This window comes from Sphingomonas sp. BE138, from assembly GCF_031456125.1.
Taxonomy (GTDB): domain Bacteria; phylum Pseudomonadota; class Alphaproteobacteria; order Sphingomonadales; family Sphingomonadaceae; genus Sphingomonas.
In genome coordinates this window covers 111,601-126,468 of the sequence record NZ_JAVDUC010000001.1, presented here as the reverse complement: position 1 = coordinate 126,468, position 14,868 = coordinate 111,601, and the positions used below count along the sequence as shown (strand labels likewise).

Annotated in this window: 13 protein-coding genes; 11 read left to right on the top strand and 2 right to left on the bottom strand. The window is 71.0% G+C overall.

The window, feature by feature from the left end; translation table 11 throughout:
* The first annotated feature begins 135 nt into the window (after nucleotides 1-135).
* From J2Y58_RS00590 to J2Y58_RS00580, 3 genes are all read left to right on the top strand, one after another.
* Nucleotides 136-2,073, top strand: coding sequence for a peptidyl-prolyl cis-trans isomerase (locus tag J2Y58_RS00590; protein ID WP_310097118.1), 1,938 nt, complete (start codon nucleotides 136-138; stop codon nucleotides 2,071-2,073).
* On the top strand, nucleotides 2,054-3,571 hold the full coding sequence (locus J2Y58_RS00585; protein ID WP_310097114.1) for a chorismate-binding protein: 1,518 nt from the start codon (nucleotides 2,054-2,056) through the stop codon (nucleotides 3,569-3,571). The genes J2Y58_RS00590 and J2Y58_RS00585 overlap by 20 nt, the downstream gene beginning before the upstream one ends.
* A gap of 74 nt (nucleotides 3,572-3,645) precedes the next feature.
* On the top strand, nucleotides 3,646-4,242 hold the full coding sequence (locus J2Y58_RS00580) for a class I SAM-dependent methyltransferase (protein ID WP_310097111.1): 597 nt from the start codon (nucleotides 3,646-3,648) through the stop codon (nucleotides 4,240-4,242).
* Nucleotides 4,243-4,283: 41 nt separating this feature from the next.
* On the opposite strand, the gene J2Y58_RS00575 is transcribed toward J2Y58_RS00580, so the two are convergent.
* Nucleotides 4,284-4,718: a hypothetical protein gene (locus tag J2Y58_RS00575; RefSeq protein ID WP_310097108.1), complete on the bottom strand. Its 435-nt coding sequence runs from the start codon at nucleotides 4,716-4,718 to the stop codon at nucleotides 4,284-4,286.
* A 157-nt stretch (nucleotides 4,719-4,875) separates the two neighbouring features.
* Here J2Y58_RS00575 and J2Y58_RS00570 point away from each other — a divergent pair, with 157 nt between their 5' ends.
* Genes J2Y58_RS00570 through lexA form a run of 6 tightly spaced genes read left to right on the top strand, consistent with a single transcriptional unit; the run spans nucleotide 4,876 to nucleotide 9,619 of the window.
* On the top strand, nucleotides 4,876-5,466 hold the full coding sequence (locus tag J2Y58_RS00570; protein ID WP_310097105.1) for an aminodeoxychorismate/anthranilate synthase component II: 591 nt from the start codon (nucleotides 4,876-4,878) through the stop codon (nucleotides 5,464-5,466).
* Nucleotides 5,463-6,458, top strand: a complete 996-nt coding sequence (gene trpD, locus J2Y58_RS00565; protein WP_310097101.1) for an anthranilate phosphoribosyltransferase — start codon at nucleotides 5,463-5,465, stop codon at nucleotides 6,456-6,458. Before J2Y58_RS00570 ends, trpD begins: the two co-directional genes overlap by 4 nt.
* Nucleotides 6,455-7,240: an indole-3-glycerol phosphate synthase TrpC gene (gene trpC, locus J2Y58_RS00560; protein WP_310097098.1), complete on the top strand. Its 786-nt coding sequence runs from the start codon at nucleotides 6,455-6,457 to the stop codon at nucleotides 7,238-7,240. Before trpD ends, trpC begins: the two co-directional genes overlap by 4 nt.
* Entirely contained in the window at nucleotides 7,241-7,711 is a 471-nt protein-coding gene (gene moaC, locus J2Y58_RS00555) for a cyclic pyranopterin monophosphate synthase MoaC (protein WP_310097093.1), read from the top strand.
* Nucleotides 7,708-8,898, top strand: a complete 1,191-nt coding sequence (locus tag J2Y58_RS00550; protein WP_310097091.1) for a molybdopterin molybdotransferase MoeA — start codon at nucleotides 7,708-7,710, stop codon at nucleotides 8,896-8,898. The genes moaC and J2Y58_RS00550 overlap by 4 nt, the downstream gene beginning before the upstream one ends.
* Nucleotides 8,899-8,956: 58 nt before the next feature.
* Nucleotides 8,957-9,619 (top strand): transcriptional repressor LexA, encoded by a 663-nt coding sequence (gene lexA, locus J2Y58_RS00545; protein WP_310097088.1) that lies wholly within the window; start codon nucleotides 8,957-8,959, stop codon nucleotides 9,617-9,619.
* A 313-nt stretch (nucleotides 9,620-9,932) separates the two neighbouring features.
* Here lexA and J2Y58_RS00540 read toward each other — a convergent pair whose 3' ends face one another.
* The gene (locus J2Y58_RS00540; protein WP_310097085.1) at nucleotides 9,933-12,041 is read right to left on the bottom strand and encodes a ComEC/Rec2 family competence protein; all 2,109 of its coding nucleotides are present in this window, start codon (nucleotides 12,039-12,041) and stop codon (nucleotides 9,933-9,935) included.
* Between the two features lie 80 nt (nucleotides 12,042-12,121).
* On the opposite strand from J2Y58_RS00540, the gene gltX reads away from it, so the two are divergent.
* Both gltX and gltA read left to right on the top strand, forming a co-directional pair.
* On the top strand, nucleotides 12,122-13,570 hold the full coding sequence (gene gltX, locus J2Y58_RS00535; protein WP_310097082.1) for a glutamate--tRNA ligase: 1,449 nt from the start codon (nucleotides 12,122-12,124) through the stop codon (nucleotides 13,568-13,570).
* Nucleotides 13,571-13,582: 12 nt separating this feature from the next.
* Nucleotides 13,583-14,866 carry a citrate synthase gene (gene gltA, locus J2Y58_RS00530; protein ID WP_310097080.1) on the top strand — a complete coding sequence of 428 codons (1,284 nt, stop codon included), beginning with the start codon at nucleotides 13,583-13,585 and terminating at the stop codon, nucleotides 14,864-14,866.
* Nucleotides 14,867-14,868 lie beyond the last annotated feature (2 nt).

The window sequence follows — 14,868 nt, the reverse complement described above, 5'->3', positions numbered from 1 at the left end:
TTTAACGTGTTATACGAAACTGGCGCGCAACGCCAGCCGGAACGGGACAACGGGCACTGCATGTCGCGACCTTGCTGCGACTGACGACAGACCCTAAAGCGGCGCACTTCACTCCTTACCGGTCGTTCGCCTCACATGCTCAGCTCTCTTCGCGGGATCATCTATTCGAAGGTCGGGATGGTCGTCACCTTCGGCGTCCTGATCGTGATCGCGCTGGCGTTCGCGGCCGGCGACGTCACCGGCCTGTCGAACGCGGCCGGCGGGCTGCTCGGCCATCCGCTTGCCAGCGTCGATGGCGAGAAGGTGACCGCCGACGACATCCGCCGCCGCGCGCAGGACGAAATCCGCGCCGCGCGCCAGCAGCAGCCCGACCTCGACATGGCGGGCTTCGTCAACGCCGGCGGGGTCGAGAGCCTCATCACCCGTTCGTTGACCGGCCTGGCGCTGGAGACGTTCGGCGAGGAACAGGGAATGCGCGTCAGCCGCGCCTTGGTCGGCAGCGAGCTGAAGGCGATCCCCGCCTTCGCGGGCGCCACCGGGCAGTTCGACCAGCAGGCATACCTCCGCCTGATCGCGCAGCGCGGGATGACCGACGCGCAGGTGCAGCGCGAGATCGCGCGCGAGACGATGGCGCAATTCCTGGTCGTACCGACGGTGGGCGCGACGCAGGTGCCGCAACGCCTCGCGCTGCAATATGCCTCGCTGCTGCTCGAGAAGCGCGCCGGGGAGGCGGCGCTGATCCCCGCGACCGTCGCCGGCCCCGCCCCCACCGACGCGCAGGTGCAGGACTGGTACAAGCGCAACGTTGCCCGCTACACCACGCCCGAGCGCCGCGTCGTCCGCTATGCGCTCGTCACCCCGCAGCAGGTCGCCGCGCAGGCGGTGCCCAGCGAGGCGGAGATCCAGCAGGCGTACAATGCCGACAAGGCGAAGTACGCGGCCAAGCCGCTGCGCGACGTGACGCTTGTCACCGTCCTCGACCAGAAAGCCGCGCAGGCGCTCGCCGACAAGGTGAAGGCCGGAACCCCGCTGGCCGCCGCCGCGCGCGCCGCCGGGCTGGAGGCGCGCACCGTCGCGGCCGCCGAGCAGTCGTCGCTTTCGACGCAGACCGCCCCCGCGGTCGCCGCGGCGCTGTTCGCGGCACCGCAAGGCCAGGTCGTCGGCCCGCTGCGCGGCGCGATCGGCTTCGTCGTCGCCCGCGTCGACAAGGTGACGCAGGACGCGGGCAAGACGCTGGCGCAGGCGCGTCCCGAAATCGTCGCCGCCCTGACCAAGCAGAAGGCGGCCGACGCGATCGGGAAGGTCCGCGACGCGGTCGAGGATGCGCTGGCCGACAACGCCAACATCGCCGAGGTCGCCCGCGACCAGAAGCTGACGGTGCAGGCGACCCCCGCACTGTTGTCGAGCGGCATCAATCCCGACCAGCCGCAGGCGCAGCCTGACGCGACGCTCGCACCGGTGGTTGCCGCCGCCTTCGCCGCGGAGGAAGGCGACACGCCGACCACCGTGCCGATCGGGCAGGACGGCGGCTTCGCGATCGCCGCGCTCGACCGCATCGTCCCCGCCACGCCGGTGCCGCTGGCACAGGCGCGCGCGAAGGTCGTCGCCGACCTCACCGCCGACCGGGCGCGCCGCGCCGCCCAGGCCGCCGCGAACGCGGTCGTCGCGAAGGTCAACGCCGGCACGCCGCTGGCCGCTGCGATCGCGCAGGCCGGCGTCAAGGCGCCGGTCGAGCGCGTCGATGCCACGCGCGCGCAGATCACCGCCGCACAGGGTCAGGTGAACCCGGTGCTCGCGATGATGTTCGGCATGAAGCAGGGCAGCGCGCGCGCGATGCAGGCGCCGGACGGTCGCGGCTGGCTGGTGCTGCGCGTCGACACGATCGTGCCCGGCGACGCCAGCAAGCAACCCGCCGCGATCCAGGCGACCCGCCTTGACCTGGGCCGGGCGATCGGCGGCGAATATGCGCAGCAATTCGCCAACGCCGTCGCCGCCGCGCAGGGTGCGAAGCGCTACCCCGACGCCATCGCCCAGCTGAAGAAGGACCTGCTCGGTGGCGACACCGGCCAGTGACACCGCCGCGGCGGCGGTCGCGCAGCTCGCCGCCGGCCGCCCCGCGCTCGTCTGGCGGCGGCGGATCGCCGATACGGAGACGCCGGTCGCCGCCGCGCTCAAGCTGATCGAGCCCGGCCGCGGCGACTTCCTGCTCGAATCGGTCGAGGGCGGCGCGGTGCGCGGTCGTCACTCGATGATCGGGCTCGCCCCCGATCTCGTGCTGCGCGCGCAGGGCGACCGCGCCGAAGTGAACCCGCGCTGGCTCGACGATCGCGACGCTTTCGCACCGTGCGCGGTGCCGACGCTCGCCGCACTGCGCGATCTCGTCGCCTCGATCCGCATGGACGTACCCGCCGAGCTGCCGCGCGCCTTCGCCTGCCTGGTCGGCTATTTCGGCTATGAGACGATCGGGCTGGTCGAGAAGCTGCCCCCGCCCAAGGAGGATGCGCTCGGGCTGCCCGACCTGATGTTCGTGCGCCCGACCGTCATCCTGACGTTCGATCGTCTCGCCGACGAACTGTTCCTGGTCGCGCCGGTGTGGCCCGATGCGACGCGTGACCCGGCCGCGCTGGTCGCCGCTGCCGAGGAACGGCTCGATGCGGTCGAGGCGCGTCTCGCCGCCGCCGCTCTCCCGCCGCGCGCGCGCGCCGACGCGGCGCTGCCCGATCTCACCCCGGTCCTGGGGCCGGGCGCCTATGCCGCCATGGTCGGACGGGCAAAGGAATACATCTCCGCCGGCGACATCTTCCAGGTCGTGCTGGCGCAGCGCTTTACGGCGCCCTTCCCGCTCCCGGCGTTCGAGCTGTACCGCGCGCTGCGCCGCATCAACCCGTCGCCGTTCCTCTACCATCTCGACCTGCCCGGCTTCGCCCTGACCGGCTCCAGCCCCGAGATCCTCGTGCGCGCGCGCGACGGCGAGGTCACGATCCGCCCGATCGCCGGCACGCGCCCGCGCGGGCGCACCGCGTCGGAGGATGCCGCCAACCGCGACAGCTTGCTCGCCGATCCCAAGGAGCGCGCCGAGCACCTCATGCTGCTCGACCTCGGCCGCAACGACGTCGGCCGCGTCGCAGCACCCGGCACGGTGCAGGTCACCGACAGCTACGGCATCGAATTCTACAGCCACGTCATGCACATCGTCTCGAACGTCGTCGGCCGGCTGTCGTCTGCGCACGACGCGATCGATGCGCTGTTCGCGGGCTTCCCCGCCGGCACGGTCAGCGGCGCGCCCAAGGTCCGCGCCTGCCAGATCATCGCCGAGCTGGAGGGCGAGAAGCGTGGCGCGTATGCCGGCGGCGTCGGCTATTTCTCGCCGGACGGGTCGATGGATTCGTGCATCGTGCTGCGCACCGCAGTGGTCAAGGACGGCACGATCCACGTCCAGTCCGGCGCAGGGATCGTCGCCGACAGCGACGCCGCCTACGAACAGCGCGAGTGCGAAGCGAAGGCCGGCGCGATCCTCGCTGCCGCCCGCGAGGCGCTTCGCCAGGCCGGGACACCCGACTTCGGGCAGTAGGCCGCAGCGGTGCGGTTCGCTCGACCGGACGCGTACGCCCGACCGGTCGGGGCGAGGCGATGGGGGCGGTGCCAATGACGACCGACGCTTCCGCCGGATGGGACGAAGTGGCCGAGCAGTTCATGGCCGTTCGATCGGCTGTCGGCACGGCCCTCGTCCGCTCGTGGGCGGCCGATTGCCTCCCCGCGGCGGCGACGATCCTCGATGTCGGATGCGGGTCCGGCGTACCGATCGCCACCGCGCTGGTCGAGGACGGCTTCCGGGTCTGGGGCGTCGACGCCGCGCCGCGGCTGATCGCGGCCTTCCGGCGAGAATTGCCGGAGATGCGGGCCGCGTGCGAAGCCGCGCAGACGAGCGCGTTCTTCGACCGCACCTTCGCTGGCGTCATTGCGATCGGGCTGATCTTCCTTCTGGGCGAGCGTGAGCAGCGCCAGTTGCTGAAGAACGTCGGCCGGGCGTTGCGGCCAGGCGGACGGTTCCTCTTCACCGCGCCCGCTCAGGCGTGCCGCTGGCGCGATACGCTGACCCGCCGACCATCGCTGTCGCTGGGCACGGAGGCCTATGCCGAGCACCTCGCTGCGGCCGGCCTTCGGGTGATCGGGTGCCAAGCCGATGAAGGCGGCAACAATTATTTCGACGTCATTCGGCCGGAGCACACGCCGGCCAACTGAACGAGACTGAGGTGATCCCGCCGCCGCTACCGTCGCGGCGCTCACCGCCCGCCGGGGATCATCGAATCGTTCTTCTCCGCCGCGCGCCGCTCAGCGGCCCAGGCGCGGTTGATCGCCAGCGCGCAGCCGGTCTGCCCGCCCGACCCGACCGGTGAGCATGTGTCCGGCAAGCCCGCCGCGACGCGGCTCGCCTGGTCGGCCACCGCGACGCGGTTCGTCCACGCCTGGTTCTTCGCCGCCGGCTCGGCGCTGTCGCGCAAGGGCTTGGGGATGCGGAACTGCTCGTCCGGGTTGATGCGGCTGCACACCACCACTTCGTCGCCCTGCGCCTTCGGGCACGCCTCGTTGCCCTGCAGCGTCACGCTGCGCACCCGTTGCGGGGCACGGCCCGTCTCACCGGCCGATTCGACCTGCGCCGACACGGCGCTCGGCAGCAGCATGGCGGCAAACACAAGGGTGACGGCTTGGCGACGCATCGACGATCTCCTCCTGCCAGCGAACGCGCCGACTGCTGCTTTTATCCGCTGCAATTGTCGCACGCGCATGTCGATTGTTGGCTGGCCTGCAATAATCCTTGCGCGCACCCGGTCGCTCGACGGTTGCGATGCTGTGCGCATCGGCTATGGCGGCGCCATGATCCTGGTGATCGACAATTACGACAGCTTTACCTGGAACCTGGTCCATTACGTCATGGAACTGGGCGCCGAGGTTCGCGTGGTCCGCAACGACGCGCTCACCGCCGCGGAGGCGCTGGCGACGGGCGCGCGCGCGATCCTGATCTCGCCGGGGCCGTGCACCCCGAACGAGGCCGGGGTCAGCCTCGACCTCGTGGCCGCCTGCGCAGAGGCCCGCCGCCCGCTGTTCGGCGTGTGCCTGGGGCACCAGGCGATCGGCCAGCATTTCGGCGGCAAGGTGGTGCGCGGCGGGCTGATGCACGGCAAGACCTGCCCGGTCGACCATGACGGCACCGGCGTGTTCGCGGGGCTGCCTTCCCCCTTCACCGCCACCCGCTATCATTCGCTGATCGTCACCGACGTACCGGACGATCTGGTCGTCAACGCCACCGCCGCCGACGCGTCGGTGATGGGGCTGCGCCACCGCGAGTTGCCGATCCACGGGGTGCAATTCCATCCCGAAAGCATCGCCACCGAGCATGGCCACGACCTGATCGCCAACTTCCTGCGCCTCGCCGGCGTGAACCACGCGGGCCGGATCGCGGCGTGACCACGGTTGCGCTGCTGCCCGATCCCGCCTCGCCCCTGTCGCGCGAGTCGGCGGCGCAGGCGTTCGCCGACATCCTCGACGCGCGCACCAGCGAGGAGGCGGTCGCCGACTTCCTCGTCCGCCTCGCCGAACGCGGCGAGACCAGCATCGAGATCGCCGAGGCCGCACGCGCGCTCCGCCAGCGGCTGATCCCGATCAGCGCGCCCGCCGGCGCGATCGACGTCTGCGGGACCGGCGGCGACGGGCAGCACACGCTGAACGTCTCCACCGCCGTCAGCCTCGTGGTCGCCGCGTGCGGCGTTCCGGTCGCCAAGCACGGCAATCGCGCCGCCTCGTCGAAGGCCGGCGCCGCCGACACGCTGGAGATGCTCGGGCTGGACATGGACCGCGCCGGCGCGCAGGCGGAGGCGACGCTCGCCGAACTCGGCATCTGCTTCCTCTTCGCTGCCAATCACCATCCTGCGATGAAGCGCATCACCCCGATCCGCCGCCGCATCGGCCGCCGCACGATCTTCAACCTGATGGGGCCGCTCGCCAATCCCGCGCACGTCACCCGGCAGCTGATCGGCATCGCGCGCCCCGATTACGCGCCGATCTATGCCGAGGCGCTGGCGCAGCTCGGCAGCGACGCCGCCGCGGTCGTCGCCGGGGAGGAAGGACTGGACGAAATCTCCGGCGCGGGCGCGACGCGCGTCGTGACGGTCGGCGATGTTCCGCTGCCCGCACGCATCGTCCCCGAGGATGCCGGGGTCGCGCGCCACCCGACGATCGCGATCCGTGGCGGCGATCCGTCCTACAACGCCGCCGCGCTGCGCCGTCTGCTCGCCGGCGAACATGGCCCATACCGCGACGCGGTGCTGCTCAACGCCGCCGCCGCGCTGGTGCTGGCGGGTCGCGAGCGCGAGCTGCGCGATGCCGCTGCGCACGCCGCAGAAGCGATCGACGCCGGGCACGCCACCACCCTCCTCGATCGCTGGATCGCCTGGTCATGACCATCCTTGCCGAGATCTGCGCGACCAAGCGCGCCGAGGTCGCCGCGCGTCGCGCCGCCGTATCGCTCGCCGACCTGTCGGCCCGCGCCGCGACGCAAAGCCCCCCGCGCGGCTTCCGCGCCGCGCTGGATGCCACCGCTGCGGCCGGCCGCCACGCGCTGATCGCCGAGATCAAGAAGGCCAGCCCGTCCAAGGGCCTGATCCGCGCCGACTTCGATCCCCCCGCGCACGCCCGCGCCTATGCGGCAGGCGGCGCGACCTGCCTCTCCGTGCTCACCGACGCGCCCTATTTCCAGGGGCACGAGGACTACCTGATTGCCGCACGCGCCGCCTGCACGCTACCGGTGCTGCGCAAGGACTTCACCGTCGATCCCTGGCAGGCGCTGGAGGCGCGCAGCATCGGCGCCGACGCGATCCTGCTGATCGTCGCCGCGCTCGACGACGCCTGCCTTGCCGAATGCGAGGCCGCCGCCATCGAACAGGGGCTCGACGTGCTGGTCGAGGTGCATGACGAGGCCGAGCTGGAGCGCGCCGGCCGGCTGCGTTCGCGCCTCATCGGCGTCAACAACCGCAACCTGAAGACCTTCGAGGTCGACTTCCGCCGCACCTATGCGCTCCTGTCGCACGCGCCGTCGGACGCCACCTTCGTGGCCGAGAGCGGGCTGACCACCCGCGCCGACCTCGACGAACTCGCCGCGCACGGCGTACACTGCTTCCTGATCGGCGAGGCGTTGATGCGCCAGCCCGACGTCGCCGCCGCCACCCGCGCGCTGGTCGGCTAGGTGACCGCGCTCACCCATCTCGACGCCGATGGCGCCGCGCACATGGTCGATGTCGGCGACAAGGCGGTCACCCGCCGCGAGGCGGTCGCGACCGGCCGGATCGTCATGTCGCCCGACGCGCTGGCCGCGATCCGCGACGGCGCGGTCAAGAAGGGCGACGTGCTCGCGGTCGCGCGTGTCGCCGGGATCATGGCCGCCAAGCGCACCAGCGACCTCATCCCCTTGTGCCACCCGCTCCCGATCACGCGGGTCGCTCTCGACCTGTCGCTCGCCGACGACGGTCTCGCCGCGGTCGCGACGGTCGCCACAGACGGCAAGACCGGCGTCGAGATGGAAGCGCTCACCGCCGTCTCGACGGCGCTGCTAACCGTCTACGACATGGCCAAGGCCATCGACAAGACGATGACGATTCAGGACATTCGGATCCTCCAAAAACGCGGCGGCCGCTCCGGCGACTGGCGCGCGCCATGACCCTGCTTCCCGTCGCAGCGGCACAGGCGCGGGTCCTTGCGCTCGGGCGCGCGGTCGACAGCGTCGAGGTGCCGCTTCACGAGGCGCTGGGACGCTGGGCGACCGCCGCGGTCGTCGCGCGACGGACCCAGCCCGCGAGCGACCTGTCCGCCATGGATGGTTATGCGCTGCGCTTCGCCGACCTCTCCAGTCCCTTCCACGTCATAGGAGAGAGCGCCGCCGGCGCGCCGTTCGCCGGCACCGTTGCTGCCGGTCAGGCGGTGCGCATCTTCACGGGCGCCGCGATGCCCGCCGGGGCCGACACGGTGCTGGTCCAGGAAGAGGCCGCGCGCGACGGCGCGATCCTGACGCTCGCCGGCGAAGGCCCCGCGCACGCTGGTCGCAACGTTCGCCCGCGCGGGCTCGACTTTGCGTGCGGCGACATATTGGTCGCGCCCGGCGAGCGGCTGACGCCCGCGCGGCTTGCGGTCGCCGCGACCGGCGGGGTGGCGCGGATCGCGGTTGCGCGGCCGGTCCGCGTCGCGCTGGCCGCGACCGGCGACGAACTGGTCGAGCCCGGCACCGCGAGCCCCCTCACCGCCGACGACGCGCTGCCCGAGTCGAACCGCCTGCTGCTGCGCGCGCTGCTCGCTGACCTGGGGGTCGAGATCGTCGACCTGGGCATCCTCCCCGACCGGCTCGACCGCCTGACCCATGCCTTCGCGACGGTCGATGCCGACGTGCTGGTCACCACCGGCGGTGCGTCGGTCGGCGACCACGACCTCGTCCGCCCGGCGCTCGCCGCCGCGGGCGCCACGCTCGATTTCTGGCGCATCGCGCTGCGCCCCGGCAAGCCGATGCTCGCCGGGCGGCGCGGCGACATGGCGGTGGTCGGGTTGCCGGGCAATCCGGTGTCGGCGTTCGTCACCGCGTTGCTGTTCGTCCGCCCGCTCGTCGCGCATCTCGCCGGCGCAGCGCAGCCGTTCCCGCCCGTGTCCCGCGCGCTCCTCGGCGAGGACCTGCCCGCCAACGGCGAGCGCACCGACTATCTGCGCGCCGAACTGCGCGACGGACGCGCCTTTGCCTCGACCATCCAGGACAGCTCGATGCTGCGGACGCTGGCGCGCTCGACCTGCCTGATCGTGCGCGAACCGCACGCTCCCACGGCGCGCGCAGGCGACTCGGCGGAAATCCTGATGATCGCTTGACGGACAGCATTATGTTCCATAAAGGTTCGCAATCCGTTCACTAGGGAGGCGCCGGAACATGCTGACGCGCAAGCAGCACGAGCTGATCTGCTTCATCGAGGACCGGCTCGCCGACAGTGGCGTGTCCCCCTCGTTCGAGGAGATGAAGGACGCGTTGGAGCTCAAGAGCAAGTCCGGGGTCCACCGTCTCATCAGCGCGCTCGAGGAGCGCGGCTATCTGCGCCGCCTGCCCAACCGTGCCCGCGCGCTCGAGGTGCTCAAGACGCCCGAGCGCGGGGGCGAGACGAAGAAGGTCGCGCCGCCCTCGATCAAGCGCAGCATGCCCGAGCCGGCCAATGACGTGGTCGAGATCCCGCTCCACGGCCGCATCGCGGCTGGTGTGCCGATCGAGGCATTTGAGGGGTCGACGATGCTGCCGGTCCCGGCGGCGCTGCTCGGCGCGGGCGAGCATTTCGCGCTTGAGGTAGCCGGCGATTCGATGGTCGAGGCGGGCATCTTCGACGGCGACTATGCGCTGATCCGCCGCCAGGAAGTGGCGCGCGACGGCGAGATCGTGGTCGCGCTGATCGAGGACAGCGAGGCGACGCTGAAGTATTTCCGCCACGAAGGCGGGATGATCCGCCTCGATCCCGCCAACCGCGCCTACGACCCGCAACGTTATGCTCCTGCGCAGGTCCGCGTTCAGGGCAAGCTCGCCGGGCTGCTGCGCCGCTATTCCTGAACACAGACGATCTCGTCGCCCCTCTTAGGGGCGTAAGGGATGCGCAGACCTAGTCTGTGTGCGGCAAAACTTTAGTCGAAGCTGGTGGAGGGATGGCGCGATTGCCGTCGTGCGATACGTTCAAACAGGGCCGCGTACGCGACTTCTGCAAGCATCCGAGCGGCATGCCTGGAAAGAGCGCCTCGACGCCATCGCTTGTCACGATGTCGCCGCTGGACTCCGGTGGCCGTTCTCGCACGTTCGATGACACCATCCGCACGCAGCTTCGACAATCGCACGGACCGGTGCAAGCATCCGATGCGCGGCGCCGCGGTCACTTGTCCGGATCGCCGGTGCGCGCCGCCACGACCCACGGATGCGCATCGCCCGCGCGTCGCACCGTTGTCACCCGACCGGTGGCGAACGTCACCGCCACCCCGCCAGTGTACGCCAGTGTCGCGCGGTCGAGCGTCAGCCACCGCCCGCGGCACCGCCGCGGCAGTCGCCGCTCGCTGATCACCACATCCGCCTGCCGGCATAGCGGCACCAGCGCCGCGGCCGGCACCAGATAGCCGCTGCGCGTCGCCAGCACTCGCCACCGTCGTTCATCGACCCGCCGCTCCATCCAGCACAAGTCGCGGTTGCACCGCGCACCGCTCGCCTCGCTCAGCAGGTGCGGTTCGCCGTCCAGCCCGCCCGCCTCCGCGAGCAGCCCGCGCATGTAGTCGCCCGTGCGGTCGCGCAACACCGCCACCCCGCCCGCTTGGTCGCGCAGCGCCAGATGCCGGCCGTCACCGGTGACGATCAGGTCGGGCACCGGCGTCGCCACCGTCCAGGCGACCCCGATGGCGATCGGCAGCCATCCGGCATGGCGCCACCGCGTCCGCCAGATCGCCAGCCACAATCCACCGGCCACGATCGCAGCGAACGCGGCGTGGGGCATCACCGGCACCGCCGCCACGGCGCCAGGCGCCGCTGCCACGCCCCGCGCGATCCGCAGCAGCACCGCCAGCCCCTGCCCGACGATCCACCATGCCGGCGCACCCAGCCCCACGCCGTCGAGCAGCAGCGCCGCCGCCTCCGCGGGCATCACCACGAACGTCGTCAGCGGGATCGCAACGATATTGGCGAGCGCCCCGTACAATCCGGCCTGATGGAAGTGGAAGATCGCAATCGGCATCAGCGTCAGCTCGACGGCCACGCCGGTCAGCAGCAACGAGGCGAGCTCGCGCATCAGCCCGCGCCATCGTGGCTCGTCATGCGCCGCGAACCAGCCGCGCACGCGTGGATGCTCGTGCAGCGCGACGATCGCGGTCACCGCCGCGAACGACAGCTGAAAGCTGGCGCCCACCAGCGACTCGGGCCAGGCCAGCAGTACGACCAGTGCGCCGGCCGCCACCAGCCGCAGCGTCAGCGCCTCGCGGCCCAGCGCCAGTGCTGCGAGCACCATCAGCGCCGCGACGCAGCTGCGGATCGTCGGTACCTGCGCGCCCGTCAACCAGGTATATCCGATCGCCGCCACCGCCCCCGCCGCGGCGGCGATCAGCGGCAGCCGCCCGGTCAGCGCCAGCCGCGGCGACAGCGCCAGCAGCCGCAGCGTCAACCACATCACCAGCCCGACCGCCGCGGCGATGTGCAGCCCGCTGACCGACAGCAGATGCGCCAGTCCGGCTTGGCGCATCGCCTCGGCGTCGGGCTCGGCGATCGCGCCGGTGTCGCCGGTCGCCAGTGCCGCCGCGACCCCGCCCGCGCTGCCCGGCAGCCGCGCCTCGATATGGCGGGCCAAGCGTGCGCGCACCTCTGCGCGATCGTCCGCCGCCGGGCGCACCACCGTCACCGGCACAAACCCGCGCCCGCTTGCGCCCAGCCCCTGGAACCACGCGACCCGCGCGAAGTCGTAGGCGCCGGGCACCGCCGGCGGCGCAGGCGGCATCAGGCGCGCGCGAATCCGGATCGTCGCCCCCGCCCCCAGCTCGTCGGGCACCGCGGCGCTATCCAGATTGACGCGCACCCGCGCCGGCGCCGGGCCGGCGCCGTCCCACGCCTGCACCACCAGCGTCACGCGCGTCAGCTTGCGCGCCGGCAGCGGCTCGACCCGCTCCACCACGCCGGTCATCCACGCGATCGCCGGCCGTGCCAGCACCGGCGCGGCGACCCGCTCGGCGCGCGCCCAGGTCATCGCCAGCCCGATCGCCGCCGCCAGCGCGCACCCCGCCACCAGCACCGCCGCACGGCCGCCGCGCGCGCCCGCCAGCGCCGCAAGCCCGGTCGCCAGCGCCACCATCAGCGCCGCGCTCCACGCGCGCGGATCGCCCAGCACGAACCACGCCGCCACGCCCGCGCCCAGCGCCACCGGCACCCATAGCACCAGCTGGTCGCGCTCCGCCTCCAGACGTCGCTCAATGCCGTCCTGTATCAAAGCGATGCCCTGCCGTGCGCGCATTTGAAGCGCCGACGATGCTTTGCTAGAGGCGGGCGCGGCTGAATGGGCCATTCGAATTTCCAGCCTGGGAGCAAGCGCGCTTGAGCGCAACCGACAAAACCGCCAGCGCGGACGGCCGCGCCGTCGTCACCCGCTTTGCCCCGTCGCCGACGGGGTTCCTTCATATCGGCGGCGCCCGCACCGCCTTGTTCAACTTGCTCTACGCGCGCCATCACGGCGGCACCTTCCGCCTGCGGATCGAGGACACCGACCGCGCACGCTCGACCCAGCCTGCGATCGACGCGATCCTGAACGGCATGCGCTGGCTCGGGCTCGATTGGGACGGCGAAGAAGTCTATCAGTTCGCGCGCGCGGATCGTCATGCGGCGGTGGCGCAGACGATGGTGGAACACGGCCACGCCTATCGCTGCTACCTGACGCAGGAAGAACTGGAGGCGATGCGTGCCGCGGCACAGGCCGCCAAGCAGCCGTTGCGCATCCGCTCGCCGTGGCGCGACCGCACCGATCATCCCGCCGACAAGCCTTATGTCGTCCGCCTGCGCGCGCCGAGCGACGGCGCGGTGACGATCGAGGATCGCGTCCAGGGCAGCGTCACCGTCCAGAATGCAGAGCTCGACGACCTCGTCCTGCTGCGTTCCGACGGCACGCCGACGTACATGCTCGCGGTCGTCGTCGACGATCACGACATGGGGGTGACGCACGTCATCCGCGGCGACGACCATCTCAACAACGCCTTCCGCCAGCTGCCGATCTACCGCGCGATGGATGCGGTGGAAGGCGGGTGGCCGGACCCCGTCTACGCGCACATTCCGCTGATCCACGGCAGCGACGGCGCGAAGCTGTCGAAGCGGCACGGGGCGGTCGGGATCGAGGCGTATCGCGACGAGCTCGGCATCCTGCCCGAAGCACTCGACAATTACCTGCTCCGCCTCGGCTGGGGACACGGCGATGCCGAGATCATCTCCCGCGAGGAGGCGATCCGGTGGTTCGATCTCGGCGCGGTCGGCAAATCGCCCAGCCGCTTCGACCTGAAGAAGCTGGAGAACCTCAACGGCCACTACATCCGCGCGTCTGATGACGCGCGGTTGGCCGATCTCGTCGCCGAGAAACTCGAGCTCGATCACGACGATACCCGGCGTTCGATCCTGCTGGCGGCGATGCCGTCGCTCAAGCCGCGCGCGGCGAACCTCAACGAGCTGAGCGAGGCGACCGCGTTCCTTTTCGCCACGCGCCCGCTCGCGATCGAGGAGGCCGCGCAGCCGCTGCTCGACGGCGCGGCGCCCGCCTTGCTCGCGCGCCTGCACACGGCGCTTGACGCGGTGCACAACTGGGATACGGAGACCACCGAAGCGGCGGTGCGTTCGGTGGCCGAGGAGGCGGGCGTCAAGCTCGGCCAGGTCGCCCAGCCCCTCCGCGTCGCACTGACCGGCCGCAAGACCTCGCCGGGCATCTTCGACGTACTCGTCCTTCTAGGACGCGCGGAAAGCCTGGCCCGCATCGCGGACCACATGACCCCCATCGGGGCCTGACAGGAGAAGATCATGACCGAAGCCGCCAAGTTCACGCTGTCGGGCAAGGAGCTCGAATACCCGGTCCTCTCGGGCTCCGTCGGCCCCGATGTGGTCGACATCCGCAAGCTGTACGGCCAGACCGGCGCCTTCACCTACGATCCCGGCTTCACCTCGACCGCCTCGTGCCAGTCGAAGCTGACCTATATCGACGGCGACGAGGGCGTGCTGCTCCACCGTGGCTATGCGATCGGCGAACTGGCCGAACAGTCCAGCTTCATGGAGGTCTGCTACCTGCTGCTGAACGGCGAATTGCCCGATCAGGGCGAGCTCGACTCCTTCTCGCGGACCATCACCCGCCACACGATGGTGCACGAGCAGCTGGCGCAATTCTTCCGCGGCTTCCGTCGCGACGCGCACCCGATGGCGATCATGTGCGGCGTCGTCGGCGCGCTGTCGGCCTTCTACCACGATTCGACCGACATCCACGATCCGCAGCAGCGCATGATCGCATCGCACCGGCTGATCGCCAAGATGCCGACGATCGCGGCGATGGCCTACAAGTACAGCGTGGGGCAGCCGTTCCTGTATCCCGACAATTCGCTGAGCTACACCGGCAACTTCCTGCGCATGACCTTCGGCGTGCCGGCCGAGCCGTATGAGGTGAATCCGGCGGTCGAAAAGGCGATGGATCGCATCTTCATCCTCCATGCCGATCACGAGCAGAACGCGTCGACCTCGACCGTGCGTCTCGCCGGCTCGTCGGGGGCCAATCCGTTCGCGTGCATCGCGGCCGGCATCGCCTGCCTGTGGGGCCCGGCGCACGGCGGCGCGAACGAGGCGGCGCTCAACATGCTGCACGAGATCGGCACGCCCGAGAAGATCCCGGAATATATCGCCCGCGCCAAGGACAAGAACGATCCGTTCCGCCTGATGGGCTTCGGCCACCGCGTCTACAAGAACTACGATCCGCGCGCGACCGTGATGCAGAAGACGGTGCGCGAGGTATTCGAGGCGCTGAACGTGCAGGACCCGCTGTTCGAGACCGCGCTGCGGCTGGAGGAGATCGCGCTGAACGACGATTACTTCGTCGAGAAGAAGCTGTTCCCGAACGTCGACTTCTATTCGGGCGTGATCCTGTCGGCGATCGGCTTCCCGACCAGCATGTTCACCGTGCTGTTCGCGCTGGCGCGCACCGTCGGCTGGGTGGCGCAGTGGAACGAGATGATCACCGATCCCGACCAGAAGATCGGCCGTCCGCGTCAGCTGTACACCGGTCCGACGCAGCGCCCGTACGTTCCCGTCGGCCAGCGCTAAGC